The following is a 20,575-nucleotide window of genomic DNA, read 5'->3' as shown; positions in this document are numbered from 1 at the left end:
AAAAGAGAAAGATTAAAAAAACGGGTTACTTAATTAGTAATCCGTTTTTATCTTAATAATTTTATCTAAAATACTTTGCGTGTCAATTCCGCATTGAAATTGCAGTTCTTTAACAGTTCCGTGATGAATAAAGTTATCAGGAACTCCTAAAAGATTAATAGTCCCTTTATAATTCTTTTCTGCTGCATATTCTAAAATAGCAGCTCCAAAACCACCGATTACTGTTCCGTCTTCTATTGTAATTATTTTATCAAAAGAATTGAAAATTATATTTAATAGCTGCTTATCTAAAGGTTTTACAAAGCGCATATCATAATGAGCAACATCGGTATTATTTTTAAGGTTGTTTATGGCATCTATTACATTATTAGCAATTGTTCCAATAGATAATATTGCTATTTGAGTACCTTTCTTTAAACACGTTCCTTTACCAATTTTTATTTCTTTAAAAGGAAGCTGCCAATTTTCTAATTTACCTTTTCCTCTTGGATAACGAATAGCTATTGGTTTTTTTAAACCTAACTGAGCAGTATACATAATATTACGTAACTCTATTTCGTTACGTGGAGCAAAAACAATTAAATTGGGTATGCAACGTAAGTATGCTAAATCGAATACTCCATGATGTGTAGCACCATCTTCACCAACCAAACCAGCTCTGTCTAAACAAAAGATAACGGGTAAATTTTGTAAAGCAACATCGTGTATTATTTGATCGAAAGAACGCTGTAAAAATGTAGAGTAAATGTTACAAAAAGGAATAATTTCTTGTGTAGCCATACCAGCAGCTAATGTAACAGCATGTTGTTCGGCAATACCTACATCAAAAGTACGCTCAGGAAATTCATCTAGCATTAATTTTAAAGAACTACCAGTTAGCATTGCAGGTGTAATACCTACTATTTTATTGTTTTTTTGAGCTAGTTCAACAATAGTTTTACCAAAGACATCCTGAAATTTGGTAAATTTACTCACTGCTTTTGGTAATACATCTCCAGATATTTTATCAAATTTACCTGGAGCATGATACTTTACTTGATCTTGTTCTGCTTGCCTTAATCCTTTGCCTTTAGTTGTAATTACATGTAAAAATTTAGGGCCATTAACTTGTTTTAAACGTTCTAATTCTGATAAAAGTTCTTCAAAATTATGCCCATCTATTGGACCAGAATAATCAAAGTTTAAACCTTCAAAAATATTATGTTGTTCAATATCTGATCGTATTGATTTAATTCTTGTTAAGTAATCTTTTAAAGCACCAACTGAAGGATCAATACCTATTGCATTATCATTTAAAATTACTAACAGGTTTGCATTGGTATCACCCGCATGATTTAAAGCTTCAAAAGCCATTCCGCTTGCAATAGAAGCATCACCAATAATTGCAATATGATGTTTATTACTCCCTTGTAATTTAGATGCAATAGCCATTCCTAAGGCAGCAGAAATTGAAGTTGATGAATGTCCAACACCAAAAGTATCGTATTCACTTTCGCTTCGTTTTGGGAAACCTGAAATACCATCTAGTTGTCGATTGGTATGAAAAATATCTTTTCTTCCGGTTAAAATTTTATGTCCATAAGCCTGGTGGCCTACATCCCAAACTAATTGATCATTTGGTGTATCAAATAGATAATGCAAAGCAATAGTAAGTTCTATAACACCTAAACTTGCACCTAAATGACCTTCTTTTGTCGCTATTATATCAATAATAAACTCGCGTAACTCTTTAGCAACTAATGGTAAATTATTAGCAGATAATTTTCTGAGATCAGAAGGTAGGTTAATATTTTTTAACAGCTTTTTTGGCATAGCGCAAATGTACTAAAACTTTGTTGTAGCTTTGCTGTATGAGTAAATTGTATTTGGTACCTACACCTATTGGAAATTTAGAAGATATTACTTTAAGAGCACTTAGAATCTTAAAAGAGGTTGATTTTATTTTAGCAGAAGATACGCGTACAAGCGGAAAATTATTAAAACATTTTGAAATTAGTACACAAATGTACAGTCATCATATGCATAACGAGCATAAATCTGTAGAAGGTGTTTTAAATAGATTAAAAAATGGTGAAACTTGTGCGTTAATATCAGATGCTGGTACACCTGCAATTTCTGACCCAGGTTTTTTATTAACTCGTGCTTGTGTGCAACAGAATATCGATGTTGAGTGTTTACCTGGGGCAACAGCTTTTGTGCCTGCATTGGTAAACTCAGGTCTACCAAACGATAAATTTGTTTTCGAAGGGTTTTTACCTGTTAAAAAAGGAAGACAAACGCGTTTAATTTTTTTAGCAGAAGAAACGCGTACTATGATTTTTTACGAAAGTCCACATAAGTTATTAAAAACACTGACTCACTTTGGAGAGTATTTTGGGGCAGACAGACAAATATCAGTTTCTAGAGAATTGACAAAATTATTTGAAGAAACCAAACGAGGAACAGTAATAGAAGTCTTATCATATTATACAGAGAAACCTGCCAAAGGCGAAATTGTTATTATTGTTGATGGTAAAAAGTAGTAAAATAAATTTTAGAGTAAATTACCCCATTAAAAATGAATATCTCTCTTTTTCTTGTTGATGCTTTTTGTAGAATCGTCTAGAATAATAAGCCGATACAATTATATAAAGTAAAATACTTATGTTAAAAAAATCACTAATAGAAGAGTCTATGATAACTATAGGTATTAGAGTAAAATTTAAAGTTTGTGTTTTTATAATGAAACTATAGACTGTTTTTTCTTTTGATTTCCATATTTTAAAAGTATAAAATAATGAAACAAGCAGAAATGTTATTATAAATGAAAAAGTAAGATATCCTATTGTTTCATTAATTATTATTTTTTTCTTAAGAAGAGCGGGTATGAATGTTATTAGAAAAGGTAAAAAAGAAATAATAAAATAGGGAGTAAATACTTTTTTAGCTTTTTTAATTACAATTTTAGGTGCAGTATATGTAAGGCCTAATAACCAACTACTTGTTTCATCTAATTGTTTATTCCATTGATTGGTTACTTGATGAAAAATAGTTTTAAAATCAGCATTATCTATTGCTAATTGTTGTTCAATTTGAGAGATAATATGGTCAAATATCTCAATCCTAAAATCGATAAATTTTACACCTTTTTTATCTAAATATTTTTCTACTCTTTGTATTTGTTCTTTTGTTAATTCCATACTACTCTAAACTAAATTTAGGATTTACTAATTGTTGCATTGTTTTTAAAAACTCTTGCATTTCGGCTAACTTATTAGCAGTTTCTTTCGTGCCGTTTTCGGTTAACTTGTAATACTTACGTAAACGATTACCAACTTTAGCAACCTCTACATCTAATAAACCTTCAGCTTCTAGTTTATGTAGGGCAGGATACAAAGCACCTTCGGTAATTTTTAATTCTCCTTTGGTTAATTCTTTTACTTTTTGAGTAATTTCATAACCATACATTTTATCATTTTGAGCTAATAACTTTAAAATGATAGTTTGTAAAGAACCTTTATATAATTTTTGATTTCCCATGTTTTATAATGTTGAATCTTAATAATTGTTTTCCTTTTGAGTTAATTGTGTTTGCAACACGCAACAAATATACATAATTTTCTTATGCATAATAATCTTATGTATTATTTTATGCTTACTGTAACAAATGGTTCCCTTATGATTTCTTATTTTTGTAGTTCTAAACTTAATAAATGTCTACATTTCATAAATTAAATATTGAAAAAATAATAAAGGAAACTGCTGATGCTGTTTCTATATTGTTTACAGTTCCTGCAGAATTAAAAAAAGTTTATACTTTTATAGCAGGACAGTACATTACTATTAAAACAACTATAAACGATAAAGAAATTAGAAGAGCGTATTCTATATGTGCTTCACCAAATAGTAATCAAATTAAAGTTGCAGTTAAAGCTGTTGAAAAGGGTGTGTTTTCAACATACGCAACAACTAAACTACAAGAAAACACTGTTTTAGAAGTTTCTGAACCAGAGGGAAAGTTTGTACTTGAACCGTTAGAAAATAAAAATTATATAGCATTTGCTGCAGGTAGTGGAATTACACCTGTTTTATCAATGATAAAAGCTGTATTAGAAAACGAGTCATCATCAACTTTTACATTAGTTTTTGGTAATAAAAAAGCAGAAAGCACCATCTTTTATGATGAATTAAACGCTTTAGTAGCGAAATACCCTACCCAATTTAATTTACATTATATTTTTAGTAAAGAGGTTAGGAGTGATAGTAAACTAGGAAGAATAGATGAAAATCACGTTAATTACTTTATGAAAAAAGTTCATAAAGATATTTCTTTTGATAAAGCATATTTATGTGGACCAGAAGAAATGATTAATTTGGTATCTGAAACTTTACAAGAAAACGGAATAGTTAAAGAGAATGTTCACTTTGAGTTGTTTACAGCAAGTTCTACTGAAGCTGAAATTCCAGTAAACTATCCTGATGGAAAATCGGAAATTACTGTTTTACTAGATGATGAAGAAACGACTTTTTCAATGGAAAAAACAGATACACTTCTATCTGCTTCTTTACGCAATAAATTAGATGCACCATATTCTTGTCAAGGAGGAGTTTGTAGTAGTTGTATCGCAAAAGTGACTGAAGGTAAAGCTGTAATGTCTAAGAATTCTATCTTATCAGATGAAGAAATAGAAGAAGGCTTTATTTTAACCTGTATGGCACATCCAACAACACCAAAAGTAGCACTTGATTTCGATGATGTTTAGTAGTTAAAAATATACTTTATTAAATAATGGATTTTTACGATTTAAAGGATGCTTTTTTTATAGGCTTTGTTATGTCTTTTATGATAGGGCCTGTGTTTTTTATGCTTATTAAAACAAGTATATTAAAAGGTGCACGAGCAGCGATTGCTTTTGATATAGGTGTAATTTTAGGAGATATTTCTTTTATGTTAATAGCTTATTACGGAAGTAGAAGTTTATTAGAGAAAATTAAAGATGACCCTCGATTATTTTTGGTAGGAGGGCTTATTCTTATAATATATGGTTTAATAACTTATTTAGATAAGAATAACAAAAAAGAAGGAGAGGCTGTTCCTGAAATTAAAATCATAGAAAGTAATAACTATTTGAAATTATTGCTAAAAGGTTTTGCACTAAATTTTATTAATGTAGGTGTTTTAGCAACTTGGTTAGGCGTAATTATAGTTATTGGCCCAACGTTAGATATGAATCCTACTTCTATATTTTGGTATTTTGCAACGATTCTTTTTGGGTATGCACTTACTGATTTAGGTAAAATACTATTAGCAAAACAATTAAAAAGTAAATTGACACCTTTAGTTATTTACAGAATAAAACGAGGAATGGGGGTTTTATTAATTGTTTTTGGAGCATTAATAATGCTAAAGAGTTTTATACCTAAAGAAGATATAGATAACTTATTAGATAAGGTTAAAATTGAGCAAAATAATTAAAAGCCAATAATCACTTTAGCAATCCAAAAGTAAATAAGAATACCAAAAATATCATTACTTGTAGTTATGAAAGGTCCTGTTGCAATTGCAGGATCTATACCTCTTTTATCTAAAAACAAAGGAATAAAAGTACCTATTAAACCAGCAACAATAATTACGACAAAAAGGGATATTGAAATCGCACTTGCTACATGTACGTCTTGTTCAGCTATAAAAACATAGAAAAAAAGTAGTATAGATAAAGCAAGCCCATTAATCATTGCTAAAGACACTTCTTTTAACAATCTATCAGTTATACTACCTTTTACATCATCATTGGCTAAACCTTGTACAATAATCGCAGATGATTGTACTCCCACATTACCAGCCATTGCAGCAATTAAAGGTGTAAACATAAAAAGAATTGCATTTTCAGCAATAGCATCATCAAAGAAACCCATAATTCTTGCAGCACCAACTCCACCAATTAATCCTAGGAATAACCAAGGTAATCGTGCACGTGTTAATTCCCAAATAGTATCATCAGCCTCAACATCTTGTGTAATACCAGCTGCTAATTGATAATCTTTATCAGCTTCTTCTTTAATTACGTCAACAATATCATCAATAGTAATTCTACCTACTAAAACGCCTAATTCATCAACAACCGGAATTGCTTCTAAATCGTATTTACGCATAATATTAGCAACATCTTCAGCTTCATCAGTAACATTTACAAAATCTACCTTTGGTATATATACTTCGGCAATTGTTGCTTTTGTAGATGCCATTAATAAATCTTTTAATGATAAACGACCTTTTAATTTTCCATTATTATCAATTACGTATATAGAATGTACTCGTGTAACTTCTTCAGCTTGAGTACGCATTTCTTTAACACAACGCGGAATAGACCAGTTTTCATTAACTTTAACCAGTTCTTTAGCCATTAAACCACCAGCTGAATTTTCGTCGTAACGTAACAGTTCTACAATTTCTTTGGCATGTTCATCATCTTCAATCTCTTGCATTACTGCTTTTTTCCGTTTTTCAGGAAGTTCAGCAATTACATCGGCAGCATCATCGGTATCAAGCTCATCAATTTCTTCAGCAATTTCTTTTGCAGTTAATTGATTTAATATCTTTTCACGAACATCATCATCAACATCCATCAGTACTTCTGATGTAGTTTCACTATCTAATAAACGAATAATATATACTGATTCATCAAACGATAATTCGTCTAACACTTCAGCAATATCGGCATGATGCATTTCGTTAAATAACTCATTAAGAGCTTTATCATTTTTAGCACCAATATATTGGATTACTTTATCAAGAAGTTCTTGGGTGATTTCAAATGCCATCTTTTGCAATTTTACTCGATAATAGAAACTTAATTTTTTATAATGATTAATTTAAAGATATTAAATTAATCATTAAGTATTGTCTTGCGCTATTTTTGTTGTCAACTCAATAAACTTTTGTACTGATAATTGTTCTGGACGCATTGCAAAGATAGGGTCTTCTCTTAAAGAATCAGAAAGATTAAAAGATTTTAAACTAGAACGTAACATTTTTCTTCGTTGATTAAATGAAGTTTTTACGACTCTAAAAAATAATTTTTCATCAACAGGTAAAGAATAGTCTTTTTTTCTGATTAATCTAATAACACCCGAATCTACTTTTGGAGGTGGATTAAAGACAGTAGGAGGTACGGTAAATAAATACTCTACATCATAAAAAGCTTGAGTTAAAACAGACATAATTCCGTATACTTTACTTCCTTCTTTTTCTGCAATTCTTTTTGCTACTTCTTTTTGAAACATTCCAGAAAATTCAGGTACAAATTCTCTGTTTTCAATAGCTTTAAAAACTATTTGAGTAGAAATATTATAAGGAAAGTTACCAATAATAGCTACTTGTTTTTCTTTAAAAACATCGGTTAAGTTTTTCTTTAGAAAATCACCTTCAATAATTTCAAAATTTTTAGAAGTAGTATCTAAGGTAATATGTTCTAGTGGAAAAGTATCTTTTAAATAAGCAACCGAATCATAGTCGATTTCCATTACCGTAACTTTAGTCTTTTTTTCTAATAAATACTTTGTTAGAACTCCCATTCCAGGACCTATTTCTAATACATTATCGTATCCTTCCTCAGTTAATGAATCCGCTATTTTCTTAGCAATATTTTCATCAGTTAAAAAATGTTGTCCTAAATGTTTTTTTGCTCTTACGGTCATTTTTTTTCAGATAGAGTTTATTAAAAACAAGAATTAATAAAGTTATCTTGTGTTTAATAAATTAAGTTGTTTTATTCTAGTTGCTAGCTACAGTAGGAAAAAATTCATTTACAATTCGTAATTCTGTACGAAAAGCTAACATTTTATCGCCAAATTTTTTTAAACCATCAGTACGAAGCTTATCAGCATCATATTTGTAATAGTCATCTAAATCTTCACGCGTTTTAGCTGTGTATTGAATAGAATAGGTTGCTCCTCCCATTTCTTCTTCAACTAAAACTTGTGTTAATTTTGCACTTAAAAAACGACCAGTTGCTAAAACATCAGGAACATGATTCTTTATCCAAGTTAACCATTCTTCATGAATGCTGTCATCAATATTTATTGTTATATTGTAAATATACATTGCTAATTTTCTTAATTATATTGTATCTCCTCTTAGTTTCCTATACTTCTTACGGGCATCAACTAAGTAGATGCTAGAAGCGTGGTCAAAAATAATCTTTTGATAGTATTCTTTTGCCTTTTCTGGATTATTTAATTTTGTGTTATATAACTCTGCTAATTGGTAGTACACATCATCAATATATATTCCTTTTTTATCTAAAGCTATTATTTTATTATAGGCAGAAACTGCATTGTCATATTTTTCTTGTTTTACAAAAAGCTTTGCTTGTTTAAATAGTGCTTCATCTTCAATAGGCTGGCCTTTGTATTTTTTAATAACACTTGTTAAAAGAGCAAGTGCTTTTTCATTTTTATTTTGAAAAGCTAGTAAATCTGCTTTAGCATATTCTTTTAGTCCAGACGAAATGCTATCTTTTGGTTCATTATCTGATATTGTTAAAAACAAGTTTGCTGCATCGTTAGCAATTAATTGTGTTGCAGATCCTTTTAGTATTTTTAATTGTGCTTTAGCCCATTTAAAATCATTTTTAAAATAAGATGTTTGTGCCACTTTGAAACGAGCTTCTTGCCCAAAAAAATGGTTTTTAAATTTGGTTTGTACCTGTGAAAAATAAATTAGAGCTTTGTTAAAATTACCTGTATATACTAATACTTCGCCAAGTTTAAGCTTTACCATTGCTTTTGTGTATCTTGAATTAGCATAAGTCATTGCCTTTTCTAGAATTAAGACAGCTTTTTCAGGATTGTTTTTAGTGAAAGTTAAATAATTAGCATATTCGATTTGAGTGTGGAAAGTATTTTTATTTATTCCGTATTTATCAAAAAATTCTTTAAATTGATTATCTATATCATCTTGTTTAGTTGCAATAGCTATTTTTAAGTTATTATTAATAGCCTTAAATTTATCACTTGGGTAATTTGTTTTTTTGATAACTAAATCAAAACACTCTTTAGCTATTGTATAGTCTTCATTTTCCAAAGCAATTTTACCTAGCTCATTAATTTCTCCTAATTTATCAGGATCTCTGGCTAATAATGCTTTGCGTTGAATTAGTGCTTTTGAATATTGTTTTTGCTTAATAAATAACCATGAAAGTAAGTTGTTCCAAATATTTTTTGGATTACTTATTGCCTTTCGTAATAATGCTTTTTTAAATAAAATATTATTTTCGTTTTCAGCATCATCATTAATGTATTTACTGGTATAACGTTTTACATTATTAAGATAGTTTATGTCTTTATCAACTAAATTAACGTACGACTCAAACATTTTAGGAAAATCACCTTTCTCACCATGAATTTGTGCGAGTTGAAATCCGTAATTAGCTTTCGGATTATTAACCATTATTTTTGTGTAAGCATCAATTGCAAAATCTAATTTATTGTAATTTTTAAAAAGACGTGCTATAACGTTTCCGTAACTATTTTTTTCTTCTATTGATTTTAATGCAATATTATAGTACTTGTTAGCTTCAATATTATTTTCTTGACGTTCAAAATTAAAACCTCTCATAACATTTAGATAAGTTAAGTTAGGTTTCTCTTTTATTTTTTTTGATAAAAGATTATCAACAGTCAAAAACTGTTCAGTTTCTTGATAACAGGTTATTAATTTTTTTAAATAAGTATTGTTATACGGACTTTTATCGTGCAGTTTTTTATAAAGTTGTATTGCTTTTTCGTACTGATTATTTTTAAAATAACTTTCAGCTAAAAGAAATTTATTTTGTTGTGAATAACAAAAAAAACTAAAAATCAGTAAATTAAAAAGAATAATATTTTTTTTCATCAATCAAAAATACTGAACAAAATTGTTAAAGCAGTGTTAAAAGGACTCCTTTTTTTGAAAACCTTGTAACATTTTGGCACGAATTTTGTCTTACTAATAACAAGACTAAACAATTTATACTATGAAGAACTTTAATAAACAATACCAAACAGCAAAGATAAATGCAAATGAGTTTATGAAAAGAGGACAGATAACTCAATATTTTGAAGCATTATTAGAAATGAACAAATATAAAAGATTAATGGTTGCAGTAGTTGCAAACTAAAAGATAAAATTAGTCCGTTTTTGAAGGGGGATTAAATCAAAAACCCCAAGTTTTTTAATTAAAACTTGGGGTTTTATATTTTTATATAGCGTAATTATTTTATCATATCGAACCCACAATAAGGAACTAATGCATCAGGAATTTTAATTCCATCTGCAGTTTGGTAGTTTTCTAAGATTCCAGCTAATACTCTCGGTAAAGCTAAAGAACTCCCATTTAAGGTGTGTACTAATTGACTTTTACCATCTTTGTTTTTAAAACGTAATTTTAAGCGATTGGCTTGATATGTTTCAAAATTTGAAGCAGAACTAATTTCTAACCAACGTTCTTGTGCTGTAGAGTATAATTCAAAATCAAAAGTTAGCGCAGAGGTAAACCCTGTGTCTCCACCACATAAACGTAAAATGCGATAAGGCAATTTTAAATCACGTAAAATATCTTTAATATGTTCTACCATCCCACTTAAAGCATGGTAAGAATTATCAGGATGCTCAATACGAACAATTTCTACTTTGTCAAATTGATGTAAACGATTTAATCCACGAACATGTGCACCATAACTACCAGCCTCTCTCCTAAAACAAGGAGTATAGCCAGTATATTTAATTGGTAAATCACTTTCTTTTACTAAATCATTTCTATGAATATTGGTAATTGGTACTTCTCCAGTTGGAATTAAATATAAATCATCAACAGTAGCATGGTACATTTGACCTTCTTTATCAGGAAGTTGCCCTGTTGCAATTCCTGAGGCTTCATTTACTAAATGAGGAACTTGTACCTCTTTATAGCCAGCATCTGTGTTTTTATCTAAAAAATAATTAATTAAAGCACGTTGTAAACGAGCACCTTTTCCTTTATAAACAGGGAAACCAGCACCAGTAATTTTAACACCTAATTCAAAATCTATAAGATCATATTTTTTAGCCAATTCCCAGTGAGGCAATGCGTTTTCGCCTAGGTCAGGAATTGTACCTTCGCTAAATATTTTCTCGTTATCTTCTTCACTTTTCCCCGCTTTTACAGAAGCGTGAGGTATGTTAGGTATTTGGTATAATAAACTCTGTAATTTACTAGATAAATCGTTTAATTTTTCGGTTAATTCTTTGTCTTGAGCTTTTAACTGACCTGTTTTTTCTTTTAATAAATTAGCTTTTTGAATTTCACCAGATTTAAAAAGGCCGCCAATTTCTTTGGATATTGTATTAGATTCAGCTTTAATAGTATCTAAAGAAGCTTGTGTAGCTCTTCGAGCTTCATCAGAAGCTAATACTTCATTAATAATTGTTTCAGCATCGGCAAAATTACGTTTTGCTAATCCCTCTAAAACAGTTTGCTTGTTGTCTCTAATAAACTGAACCTGTAACATTTTTTTAATTTTTTAATAAACGCAAAGATAGAAGAAGCAATACACTTAAACAATGTATTATTAGTACTAGTATTAAATTTGTTCAAGTCTAATAAAAAAATCTAACATAGTTATATTAAAATAATCACATATTTTCTGAAGTGTAAATACGGTAACATTTGTTTTTCCTTGCTCTATTCTTGCTAAATGAATACCTGTGTCAATGTAAAAATCATTTAAAGTAATGTTGTATTCACCTCGTAATACTTTTAGACAAAGGGCTATTTTTTTTAGAGTTATTTCATACTTAGATAGACTCATTTTTTTTCACGACAAATTCTTAAAAACATATTAAAACATAATGACAAATAGGTAATTATGAGTAAAATAAAAAAATTAACTTTGGCATCGATAAGTTACAACTGAAAGTAATTTTAAAAGATTTATTTATGTCCGGGGGGAGTTAACTAAACTTTTAATTAAGCTTTTATGTGATTGTAATTTATCAATAAATAGATGAGTTACAGCCAAAAGCCATTTTAAGGTATTTACTAATATCTGGGGGGAGTTAACTAAATTTTTAATTAGGCTTTGGTGTAACTTTTCAAGAATTCGATAGAAGTTTCTTTGTCCTTTTTTAGTTGGGTAATTAAATCGTTTACAGAATTAAACTTTTGCTCATCTCTTAAAAAGTAAAGTAATTCTATAGTAATATTTTGATTATATAAGTTGGAATTAAAATTAAAGAAATGAACCTCAATAGTTTGATTAATTCCATTAACAGTAGGTCGATTTCCTATGTTCATCATTCCAAAAATCGTAGTATTATCAATACAAGATTTTATGATATAAGCACCAGTTTTAGGAGTTAATTTATAATCTTCTTTAATATTAATATTTGCTGTAGGGAACCCAATCTTGCTACCTAGTTGTTCTCCTTTAACCACTTTCCCTGTTAACGAGAAATTATAACCTAAATAATCATTAGCTGTTTTTAATTTTCCGTCAGCAAGTTTTTTTCTAATTTTAGTTGAACTTACAGAAACATCATCAATATCTTGTGCAGGAATTTCTTCTACAGTAAAGTCGTATAAATGTGAGTACTCAGTTAATTGCTCTATATTCCCTTCTCTATTTTTACCGAAATGATGATCATAACCAATAATTAATTTAAAAGTATTTAGCTGATTAACCAAAATGTTTCTAACAAAATCTAAAGCAGTAAGTCTTGAAAATTCTTTGCTAAAGGGATGTATAATTAAATAATCTAGCCCTAAATTATTAAGGTGTTTTGCGCGCTCATCTATTGTGTTTATTAGTTTTATAGAAGTATCTTTCTGTAAAACCATTCTAGGGTGAGGAAAGAAAGTTAATAAAACAGATTTTTTATTTGAAGATTTAGCTTCCTCAATTAATTCTTTAATAATTTTTTGATGTCCAATATGTACGCCATCAAAAGTACCAATAGTTACTATTGTTTTTTGAGTAGGGTTAAAATCGAAAATAGAATTAAAGATTTTCAAGATGAAAAAAATTTTGGCAAAAATACAATTTGTAATAGATGATAAATAATGTTTGTTAAATAAAGTTACAAAAAGATTAATTTAATAAAAAGAAGCAGTTCTTAGTGCGATTATGATAAAATATAAATTTTTACAACTAAAAAAAAATCGTATTTTGCGATACAGTTAACAACTTATTTATAGATTATGATGAAAAAACTATTACTTATTGCGCTTGTACTGTTTGGTACATTCACTATGGTTGCTCAGACGACCATATCGGGTACAGTCAACGACGCATCTCTAGGAGGGCCACTTCCAGGAGCAAACATTAAGGTTTTAAGAAAAGCAGTAGGAACATCTACTGATTTTGATGGAAAATTTACAATGAAAGTAACTGATACACCGCCTTTCACAATAGAGGTTTCTTCTTTAGGGTATCAGTCAAAGAACATTGAGATAACTAAAAATAATCAAGTTATTAAAGTAGCTTTAACTGAAAATGCAACGTCATTAGATGAGGTAGTAATTTCAGCATCAAGAACTCCAGAGCGTGTAATGGAATCACCTGTTACAATTGAACGTTTTGATTCAAGAGCTATTAAGAATACAGCTTCTGCATCGTATTACGATGGATTAGAAAATTTAAAAGGTGTAGATATTAATTCGGGAGGGTTAACTTTTAAAACAGTAAACACCCGTGGTTTTGCAACTTTTGGTAACGAACGTTTTGTTCAGTTAGTAGATGGTATGGATAATGCATCACCAGCTTTAAACTTTGCTATTGGTAATTTATTAGGAATTTCAGAGTCAGATGTAAAAAGTGTTGAAATTCTTCCTGGTGCAGCATCAGCTTTATATGGTGCCAATGCATTTAATGGTATTATGTTAATGCGTAGTAAAAATCCATTTGATAGCCAGGGAATTAGTGTTGGTTTAAAAGGAGGTGTTACTAGTCAAGAAGCAGCAGGAAACAACAACTATTACGATGCTAATATTAGAATGGCACATGTTTTTGATGATAAATTTGCTGTAAAAGCAACTTTTTCTTATTTAAAAGGTGAAGAATGGCACGCTACTGATTATAGAAATACTAAAGGTATTGGAGAGGCATATACTGCTGGATTTAGAGAAACTAATGATGTTCTTAATCCAGATGGTAGTGTTACTGTTGTAGGAAAAGATGATAATAGTTCAGATCCAAACTATGATGGAGCAAATGTTTATGGAGATGAGGTTTCAGTAAACTTAGGTGGAGCTATTGGTAATGTTAGTAGAACAGGTTATACTGACCAAGAGTTAATGACTAACGAAGCAAAGAGTGTTAAATTTAATGGATCAATTCACTACCGTCCATTAGGAAACGATAGAGTTGAAATTATCTGGAACTCTAAATATGGTACAGGTAATACGATTTATCAAGGTCAAAACCGTTATAATTTAGCAAACTTCTATATGGAGCAGCATAAATTAGAGGTTAAAGGTAAAAATTTCTTCGTAAGAGGATATTATGCAGGTGAAGATGCGGGAGATTCTTATGATACTCGTTTTGCAGCTATTGGGATTAATAGTAAATGGAAATCTAATACAGATTGGTTTGGACAATATGCCGCAGCTTACTTAGGGGCATTTCCTAATGTGCCAGCATCAAACCATGCAGCAGCAAGAGCTGCAGCAGATAGCGGTAGAGCAGTGCCTGGAACAGCAGCTTTTACTTCATTATTTAATGAAGTAACGAATGATCCAGATTTATTAACAGGATCAAAATTTAAAGATCAAACTAGTTATTACCATGCAGATGCTAATTTAAACTTGCGTGATTATATTGATTGGGCTGAAGTACAAGTAGGAGGTTCTTACAGACAATATAAGTTAAACTCTTTTGGAACAATTTATACAGATGCTAGTGGACCAATTGAATATGGAGAGTATGGAATTTATACACAGCTTCAAAAGAAAATGTTAGATGATCGTTTAAAATTTACAGGTTCTGTACGTTATGATAAGTCAGATAATTTTAAAGGTAACTTTACACCAAGGTTATCTCTTGCATATGCTGCTGGAGAAACTAAAAATCATAACTTTAGAGCATCTTTTCAAACTGGGTTTAGAAATCCAACTACTCAAGACCAATATATTGGTTTAGCTACGGGAGCTGGGTTTATTATGGGAACTGCACCTGATAATATCAGTCGTTTTTCTGCACCAGCTGTAACAACTACAGGGACTTTTACTTTAACAGGAAATGATGTGCTTAATAGAGGGTATTCTAAGAGTTCAATAGGTTTAGGAACACCAACATTAGTTAAAACTGCATTGGTTAAGCCAGAGGAGGTTATGTCTGTTGAGGTAGGGTATCGTGGAGCATTGCCTTTAGGAGAAAATAAATTAACAGTTGATTTTAGTACATACTATAATATGTATTCTAACTTCATTTCTAATAAAGATGTAGTAGTTTTAGTTGATCCTAATACCCCTGTAAGTGTAGGTAATTTAACAAATAGAGATTTAGTAAGAACATTTAGTGTAAAAACAAATTCTTCTGTTGATGTTGATTCTTATGGTGTTGGTTTAGGATTAAGTACAAAAATATTCAAAGGATATAATTTAGGATTAAATTATACATGGTCTAAATTTGATTTTGATCAAGCTTCTGATCTTGATTTTGAAGCTGGGTTTAATACACCAGAGCACAAAGTGAAAATGCAATTTGGTCATTCTAACTTATTTAAAAACTTTGGTTTTAACGTAAGTGCTCGTTGGCAAACAGAATTTTACTGGCAATCTACCTTCTTAGAAGGAAATGTTGATGAAAGAACTGTTTTAGATGCGCAATTAAATTATAGTGTACCTTCTATAAAGTCAGTATTTAAGTTAGGAGGATCTAATTTAACAGGAAAAGAATATTTAAGTGCACCAGGTGTAGGAGCAATTGGTTCTATGTATTATTTATCATGGACAATCAACAACTAAAAAAAACAAAAATGAGAAATACATTAAAATATACATTTTTATCTGCAGTATTTTTAGGTTTTGTAGCCTGTGATGTAGATAATACTTTACCGAAAATTGAAGGAGAAGCTGAAAATACTATTGCTTTAGAGGCGGGGAGTGCAGATTTTTCTAAATATGTTGCTGTAGGAGCTTCTTTTACAGCAGGTTTTACAGATGGAGCTTTGTTTAAGGTTGCTCAAGAGAACTCTTTCCCAAATACGTTGGCTAAGAAATTTGCAATGGTAAATGGAGGTACTTTTGTACAGCCTTTAATGAATGATAATATTGGTGGTTTTACAATCGGAGGAGTTGTAAAAGGAGACCCTAGGTTTTACTTCAATGGTTCAGGGCCTACAAGATTATCAGCTATACCAACTACAGAAATAAGTAGTATTCAAACAGGGGTTTTTAATAATATGGGAATTCCTGGTTTAAAAAGTTATCATTTAGGAGTAAAAGGTTATGGGGCATTAGCTGGGCTTCCAAATGCTAATCCTTACTTTATTAGAATGGCTTCGTCTCCAATGGCTAGTGTTTTAGAAGATGTGATGGCACAGGCGCCAACATTCTTTTCTTTATCTGAAATAGGAGGGAATGATGTTTTGACTTACTCTGCTGCTGGAGGTGTTGGAGCTGATCAAACAGGAAATGTTGATCCAACTACCTATGGCCCTGCAGATATAACCGACCCTAATGTTTTTGCTGCGGCTTTTTCAGGAACAGTAGATGCTTTAACAGCAGGTGGAGCTAAAGGTGTTATTGCTAATTTACCATATATAACATCACTTCCTTATTTTACAACAGTACCTCATGCGCCATTAGATCCGTCTGATCCAGCTTTTGGAGCACAAATACCTACTTTAAACAGTGTATTTGGGGCAATTAATGGTGTGTTTGCAGCTATTGGAGTACCAGAACGTGTAATTGTTTTTGTTACTGATGCAGCGAATCCAGTAATTATTAAAGATGAAGCTTTAGATGATAAAACAGCGCAAATAGTTGGGGCATTGTTAGCAAGTCCTACTTTTCCTCCTTTTGTTGCGAATTTTGGTTTGCCTACAGACGCTACTACTTTACAAAAAGTAGCAGGATTATTAGGTTCTTATTATGGGCAAGCAAGACAAGCTACAGCAAAAGATTTATTGGTTTTACCGAGTAGTAGTATTATAGGTAAGGTAAATACAGCATCAGTACAGTCTTTAATGGCACAAGGATTGCCTCAGCAATTAGCAGGAATGTTTTCTGCTGAAGGAGTTTCTTTACCATTAGAAGATAAATGGGTGTTAACAGAAGATGAATCTACTAAGGTTAAAATAGCAACAGATGCTTACAATGTTACGATTAAAAATGTTGCAGATGCTAAAGGTTTAGCTTTTGTAGATTTTAATGCTATTTTACAAGAAGCATCAACAACTGGTCTTAATTATGATACTTATAATTTAACAACTAGTTTAGTTACTGGTGGTTTAGTTGGTTTAGATGGAATTCATTTAACTGGTAGAGGATATGCTTTAATGGCTAACAAAATGCTAGAAGCTATTGATAAAACGTATGGGGCTAATTTTGTAGAAGCTAAAGATGGTTTAGCGAAAGCAAATGATTACCCAACAAATTATTCACCTACTTTACAGTAAAAAATAAATATTTTTAATAAAAAAAGGCTTCATTATTTAATGAAGCTTTTTTTTTATTCTTTACTATTATCAATCCAATCTTTTATTTTTTTATCATTGATAATATATTTTTTATACTTATTATCCTTATACCTATAATAAATAAAGATAGGCATTAATATAAATGCCATAAATAAAACGCCTAGTCCCATTACTATTTGAGCATTAGGGTGTTTTATATTCAAAAAATATATTCCAATAATCATCCATACTATAAAGATGATAAATAATATTTTTAGTATTGTTTTCATTAGTTTGTAATTAATAGTGCAAAAGTAAAAAATCCTATCATGTATATAATGATAGGATTCTTACTTTTTGTAAAAAATATTGTGTTTACATTTTTTGTAACCAAGTTTTTACATCTACTTCTTGTTTTATAATAGTATTTAATTCAGAAATTAAAACACGTTTTTGTTCCATTGTATCTCTATGACGAATAGTAACTGAGTTGTCATTTAATGTATCATGATCAACAGTAATACAAAATGGAGTTCCTGCTGCGTCTTGACGTCTGTAACGTTTACCAACGGCATCTTTTTCGTCGTAAAAGACATTAAAATCCCACTTTAAATCATCCATGATTTTACGGGCAACTTCAGGTAAACCATCTTTTTTAACTAATGGTAGAACTGCAGCTTTAAAAGGAGCTAAAACAGCAGGTAATTTTAAAACAGTTCTTGTTGTTCCGTTTTCTAATTCTTCTTCTTGTAAAGAGTTTGAAAATACAGCTAAGAACATTCTATCTAAACCAATTGAAGTTTCAACTACATAAGGTGTGTAGCTTTTATTTTCTTCATGATCGAAATACTTTAATTTCTTTCCAGAGTGTTCTTCATGTGCTTTTAAATCAAAATCAGTACGTGAATGTATTCCTTCTAATTCTTTAAATCCGAAAGGAAACTTAAATTCAATATCAGCAGCAGCATCAGCATAATGTGCTAATTTTTCATGATCATGAAAACGATAGTTATCAGCACCCATACCTAATGATAAATGCCATTTTAAACGAGTTTCTTTCCATTGATCGTACCATTCTTTTTGAGTTCCAGGTTTTACAAAAAATTGCATTTCCATCTGCTCAAATTCACGCATTCTAAAAATAAATTGACGCGCAACAATTTCGTTACGAAAAGCTTTACCAGTTTGTGCAATTCCAAAAGGAATTTTCATTCTACCAGTTTTTTGAACGTTTAAGAAATTTACAAAAATTCCTTGTGCTGTTTCTGGACGTAAATAAACTTGAGTAGAATTTTCTGCTGATGCACCAATTTGTGTACCAAACATTAAGTTAAATTGTTTTACTTCTGTCCAATTTTTAGAGCCAGAAACGGGGCAGACAATTCCTAAATCTATAATTAATTGCCTGAAACCTTCTAAATCACTTTCTTCTTGAACTCTTGTTAGTTCAAGAGTAATTTCATTCATTTGTTTCTGACGACGTAACACATTAGGGTTTGTAGCCGTAAACTCATCTTCATTAAAAGAATCTCCAAAACGTTTTTTTGCTTTGGTAACATCTTTTTTAATCTTATCTAAAATTTTCTCTCTAAAATCTTCTACTAAAACATCAGCTCGATATCTCTTTTTAGAGTCTTTATTGTCAATTAAAGGATCATTAAAGGCATCTACATGGCCAGAAGCTTTCCAGGTTGTTGGATGCATTAAAATAGATGCATCTATTCCAACAATGTTCTCGTGCATTTGCACCATTGCTTTCCACCAATAATCTCTAATATTTTTCTTTAACTCAACTCCGTTTTGAGCATAGTCGTATACCGCACTTAATCCGTCATAAATTTCAGATGATTGAAACACATAACCATATTCTTTTGCGTGTGATAGTACTTTTTTAAAGTGATCTTCTTGTTTTGCCATGATGCAAAAATAAAATAAGGATTTAAACTAATACTATTCTAAAAGAAAAAAAGTGAAAAATTTGTTTAATTTTTCACTTCTTTACAAAAAACATTGAATATTGATTACTTTAACTTTACTGTAGTCGCTCCAGAGTATACACCATCTACAAAAGCACTTATGGTATATTTACCTTTATTAATATCATCTCTATTTACTAGAATAAGAGAAACAAGACTAAGTTTATTATTATTATAGTTTACTTCTATTGAATCGGTATATTGAATTTTACCTCCGTCTTTTAATTTTGTAACGCCTTTTGGAGCAATAACTTTTTTGTTTTCATCTATAATTTGGATGTAAACTGATTTCTCTCCTGCATTAGCAACTAGGTTTTGTAATAAATCAAAGTTTATTTTAAAAGCATCGGTTCTGTTTGATCTAGATGTTGAAGTTAATTTACCACTACTACGCTCTTTCATAGCTACTACTCTAACAGGGCTTGTTTTAATAATACCACCAATAGCAACTTTAGTTTCAAGAGTTTTTTGAATTTCTTCTAGTTTTTTATTTTTTTCAGTTAAAGAAGTATTAATTGTTTCTTTTTGAAGTAAGATTTCGTTTGTGATTATGTTTTCTTGGGCTAATACTTGATTGGCAGTATTAAGTGAATCTACTCTGATAAACAACTTCCTATTTTCACGCTCTAAACTGGTGATTTTTTTTCTGTATTTTCTAATTAAGTTATAATTACCAGCAGGTAGGCTTTTAATTGAGTCACGAAGGTTGTTCATTTTAACAAGTTCGGTTCTTAATCTTTTAGAAAGACGCTTCTTTCTGACAATAACATCCGTGTAATCTTTAATGATTTCATCTAATTCTTGCTCTAAATCAGCTTTTTCTTCTTGAAATACTTTTTGAAGATCATCATACTGATTGGATTTTTGAAACGAGTATAATGATAAGAATAATGTTAATACTAAGAGGGTTATAACTAGTAAATTTTTTCTTTTTTTAGAATTCATAATTATGGGGGGTTAATTGAAGTTTGTAATGTAGTCT

The 20,575-nt window shown here is 30.2% G+C and carries 19 protein-coding genes; 6 read left to right on the top strand and 13 right to left on the bottom strand.

Going from position 1 to position 20,575, the window contains the following annotated elements; genetic code table 11:
• Window positions 1–33 precede the first annotated feature (33 nt).
• Window positions 34–1,812 (bottom strand): 1-deoxy-D-xylulose-5-phosphate synthase, encoded by a 1,779-nt coding sequence (gene dxs, locus H518_RS0106280; RefSeq protein ID WP_028888269.1) that lies wholly within the window; start codon window positions 1,810–1,812, stop codon window positions 34–36.
• Window positions 1,813–1,850: 38 nt separating this feature from the next.
• Here dxs and rsmI point away from each other — a divergent pair, with 38 nt between their 5' ends.
• A complete protein-coding gene (gene rsmI, locus H518_RS0106275; protein WP_028888268.1) occupies window positions 1,851–2,522 on the top strand; it encodes a 16S rRNA (cytidine(1402)-2'-O)-methyltransferase in 672 nt (223 codons plus the stop codon).
• Window positions 2,523–2,543: 21 nt separating this feature from the next.
• Here rsmI and H518_RS19370 read toward each other — a convergent pair whose 3' ends face one another.
• Both H518_RS19370 and H518_RS0106265 read right to left on the bottom strand, forming a co-directional pair.
• Window positions 2,544–3,179 carry a hypothetical protein gene (locus H518_RS19370; protein ID WP_051263686.1) on the bottom strand — a complete coding sequence of 212 codons (636 nt, stop codon included), beginning with the start codon at window positions 3,177–3,179 and terminating at the stop codon, window positions 2,544–2,546.
• A gap of 1 nt (window position 3,180) precedes the next feature.
• Complete coding sequence (locus tag H518_RS0106265; protein WP_028888267.1) at window positions 3,181–3,519, bottom strand: PadR family transcriptional regulator; 339 nt, start codon at window positions 3,517–3,519, stop codon at window positions 3,181–3,183.
• 173 nt (window positions 3,520–3,692) lie between these two features.
• Here H518_RS0106265 and H518_RS0106260 point away from each other — a divergent pair, with 173 nt between their 5' ends.
• On the top strand, window positions 3,693–4,742 hold the full coding sequence (locus tag H518_RS0106260) for a ferredoxin--NADP reductase (protein WP_028888266.1): 1,050 nt from the start codon (window positions 3,693–3,695) through the stop codon (window positions 4,740–4,742).
• A gap of 26 nt (window positions 4,743–4,768) precedes the next feature.
• Window positions 4,769–5,455 (top strand): LysE family translocator, encoded by a 687-nt coding sequence (locus H518_RS0106255; protein WP_028888265.1) that lies wholly within the window; start codon window positions 4,769–4,771, stop codon window positions 5,453–5,455.
• On the opposite strand, the gene mgtE is transcribed toward H518_RS0106255, so the two are convergent.
• The 4 genes from mgtE to H518_RS0106235 form a co-directional block, all read right to left on the bottom strand.
• Window positions 5,452–6,801, bottom strand: coding sequence for a magnesium transporter (gene mgtE / locus H518_RS0106250; RefSeq protein WP_028888264.1), 1,350 nt, complete (start codon window positions 6,799–6,801; stop codon window positions 5,452–5,454). The two genes, H518_RS0106255 and mgtE, sit on opposite strands and share 4 nt — an antisense overlap.
• A 72-nt stretch (window positions 6,802–6,873) precedes the next feature.
• Window positions 6,874–7,677 (bottom strand): 16S rRNA (adenine(1518)-N(6)/adenine(1519)-N(6))-dimethyltransferase RsmA, encoded by an 804-nt coding sequence (rsmA, locus tag H518_RS0106245; protein ID WP_028888263.1) that lies wholly within the window; start codon window positions 7,675–7,677, stop codon window positions 6,874–6,876.
• Window positions 7,678–7,753: 76 nt separating this feature from the next.
• Window positions 7,754–8,083, bottom strand: a complete 330-nt coding sequence (locus H518_RS0106240) for a DUF4286 family protein (protein WP_028888262.1) — start codon at window positions 8,081–8,083, stop codon at window positions 7,754–7,756.
• A gap of 15 nt (window positions 8,084–8,098) precedes the next feature.
• On the bottom strand, window positions 8,099–9,874 hold the full coding sequence (locus H518_RS0106235) for a tetratricopeptide repeat protein (RefSeq protein ID WP_028888261.1): 1,776 nt from the start codon (window positions 9,872–9,874) through the stop codon (window positions 8,099–8,101).
• A 121-nt stretch (window positions 9,875–9,995) separates the two neighbouring features.
• On the opposite strand from H518_RS0106235, the gene H518_RS21280 reads away from it, so the two are divergent.
• A complete protein-coding gene (locus H518_RS21280) occupies window positions 9,996–10,139 on the top strand; it encodes a hypothetical protein (RefSeq protein WP_169720515.1) in 144 nt (47 codons plus the stop codon).
• Window positions 10,140–10,233: 94 nt separating this feature from the next.
• Here the strand turns inward: H518_RS21280 and serS are convergent, their stop codons facing one another.
• From serS to H518_RS0106215, 3 genes are all read right to left on the bottom strand, one after another.
• Window positions 10,234–11,508, bottom strand: a complete 1,275-nt coding sequence (serS, locus tag H518_RS0106225) for a serine--tRNA ligase (protein WP_028888260.1) — start codon at window positions 11,506–11,508, stop codon at window positions 10,234–10,236.
• Window positions 11,509–11,580: 72 nt separating this feature from the next.
• The gene (locus H518_RS0106220) at window positions 11,581–11,808 is read right to left on the bottom strand and encodes a helix-turn-helix domain-containing protein (protein ID WP_028888259.1); all 228 of its coding nucleotides are present in this window, start codon (window positions 11,806–11,808) and stop codon (window positions 11,581–11,583) included.
• A gap of 263 nt (window positions 11,809–12,071) precedes the next feature.
• Window positions 12,072–13,010 carry a bifunctional riboflavin kinase/FAD synthetase gene (locus tag H518_RS0106215; protein WP_028888258.1) on the bottom strand — a complete coding sequence of 313 codons (939 nt, stop codon included), beginning with the start codon at window positions 13,008–13,010 and terminating at the stop codon, window positions 12,072–12,074.
• Between the two features lie 186 nt (window positions 13,011–13,196).
• Between H518_RS0106215 and H518_RS0106210 the strand changes: the two genes are divergently transcribed.
• Window positions 13,197–15,962, top strand: a complete 2,766-nt coding sequence (locus tag H518_RS0106210; RefSeq protein WP_028888257.1) for a TonB-dependent receptor — start codon at window positions 13,197–13,199, stop codon at window positions 15,960–15,962.
• A gap of 11 nt (window positions 15,963–15,973) precedes the next feature.
• Window positions 15,974–17,617, top strand: a complete 1,644-nt coding sequence (locus H518_RS0106205; protein WP_043706645.1) for an SGNH/GDSL hydrolase family protein — start codon at window positions 15,974–15,976, stop codon at window positions 17,615–17,617.
• Window positions 17,618–17,670: 53 nt separating this feature from the next.
• On the opposite strand, the gene H518_RS0106200 is transcribed toward H518_RS0106205, so the two are convergent.
• The 3 genes from H518_RS0106200 to H518_RS0106190 all read right to left on the bottom strand — a co-directional run bounded on the left by H518_RS0106200 (window position 17,671) and on the right by H518_RS0106190 (window position 20,538).
• On the bottom strand, window positions 17,671–17,907 hold the full coding sequence (locus tag H518_RS0106200; RefSeq protein ID WP_028888255.1) for a hypothetical protein: 237 nt from the start codon (window positions 17,905–17,907) through the stop codon (window positions 17,671–17,673).
• A gap of 85 nt (window positions 17,908–17,992) precedes the next feature.
• Window positions 17,993–19,534: a glycine--tRNA ligase gene (locus H518_RS0106195; RefSeq protein WP_028888254.1), complete on the bottom strand. Its 1,542-nt coding sequence runs from the start codon at window positions 19,532–19,534 to the stop codon at window positions 17,993–17,995.
• Window positions 19,535–19,638: 104 nt separating this feature from the next.
• Window positions 19,639–20,538, bottom strand: coding sequence for a kinetochore Spc7 family protein (locus H518_RS0106190; RefSeq protein ID WP_028888253.1), 900 nt, complete (start codon window positions 20,536–20,538; stop codon window positions 19,639–19,641).
• Window positions 20,539–20,575 lie beyond the last annotated feature (37 nt).

Origin of the sequence: Tenacibaculum ovolyticum DSM 18103 (assembly GCF_000430545.1) — a bacterium.
GTDB classification, from domain to species: Bacteria; Bacteroidota; Bacteroidia; order Flavobacteriales; family Flavobacteriaceae; genus Polaribacter; species Polaribacter ovolyticus.
The sequence above is the reverse complement of the archived record's forward strand: the minus strand, read 5'-3'. Positions and strand labels throughout refer to the sequence as shown.

What these genes read in the sequence shown, in the direction of transcription:
- dxs (WP_028888269.1), bottom strand. Translation starts at nt 1,812, where the DNA reads ATGCCAAAAAAGCTGTTAAAAAATATTAACCTACCTTCTGATCTCAGA.
- rsmI (WP_028888268.1), top strand. Translation starts at nt 1,851, where the DNA reads ATGAGTAAATTGTATTTGGTACCTACACCTATTGGAAATTTAGAAGAT.
- H518_RS19370 (WP_051263686.1), bottom strand. Translation starts at nt 3,179, where the DNA reads ATGGAATTAACAAAAGAACAAATACAAAGAGTAGAAAAATATTTAGAT.
- H518_RS0106265 (WP_028888267.1), bottom strand. Translation starts at nt 3,519, where the DNA reads ATGGGAAATCAAAAATTATATAAAGGTTCTTTACAAACTATCATTTTA.
- H518_RS0106260 (WP_028888266.1), top strand. Translation starts at nt 3,693, where the DNA reads ATGTCTACATTTCATAAATTAAATATTGAAAAAATAATAAAGGAAACT.
- H518_RS0106255 (WP_028888265.1), top strand. Translation starts at nt 4,769, where the DNA reads ATGGATTTTTACGATTTAAAGGATGCTTTTTTTATAGGCTTTGTTATG.
- mgtE (WP_028888264.1), bottom strand. Translation starts at nt 6,801, where the DNA reads ATGGCATTTGAAATCACCCAAGAACTTCTTGATAAAGTAATCCAATAT.
- rsmA (WP_028888263.1), bottom strand. Translation starts at nt 7,677, where the DNA reads ATGACCGTAAGAGCAAAAAAACATTTAGGACAACATTTTTTAACTGAT.
- H518_RS0106240 (WP_028888262.1), bottom strand. Translation starts at nt 8,083, where the DNA reads ATGTATATTTACAATATAACAATAAATATTGATGACAGCATTCATGAA.
- H518_RS0106235 (WP_028888261.1), bottom strand. Translation starts at nt 9,874, where the DNA reads ATGAAAAAAAATATTATTCTTTTTAATTTACTGATTTTTAGTTTTTTT.
- H518_RS21280 (WP_169720515.1), top strand. Translation starts at nt 9,996, where the DNA reads ATGAAGAACTTTAATAAACAATACCAAACAGCAAAGATAAATGCAAAT.
- serS (WP_028888260.1), bottom strand. Translation starts at nt 11,508, where the DNA reads ATGTTACAGGTTCAGTTTATTAGAGACAACAAGCAAACTGTTTTAGAG.
- H518_RS0106220 (WP_028888259.1), bottom strand. Translation starts at nt 11,808, where the DNA reads ATGAGTCTATCTAAGTATGAAATAACTCTAAAAAAAATAGCCCTTTGT.
- H518_RS0106210 (WP_028888257.1), top strand. Translation starts at nt 13,197, where the DNA reads ATGATGAAAAAACTATTACTTATTGCGCTTGTACTGTTTGGTACATTC.
- H518_RS0106205 (WP_043706645.1), top strand. Translation starts at nt 15,974, where the DNA reads ATGAGAAATACATTAAAATATACATTTTTATCTGCAGTATTTTTAGGT.
- H518_RS0106200 (WP_028888255.1), bottom strand. Translation starts at nt 17,907, where the DNA reads ATGAAAACAATACTAAAAATATTATTTATCATCTTTATAGTATGGATG.
- H518_RS0106195 (WP_028888254.1), bottom strand. Translation starts at nt 19,534, where the DNA reads ATGGCAAAACAAGAAGATCACTTTAAAAAAGTACTATCACACGCAAAA.
- H518_RS0106190 (WP_028888253.1), bottom strand. Translation starts at nt 20,538, where the DNA reads ATGAATTCTAAAAAAAGAAAAAATTTACTAGTTATAACCCTCTTAGTA.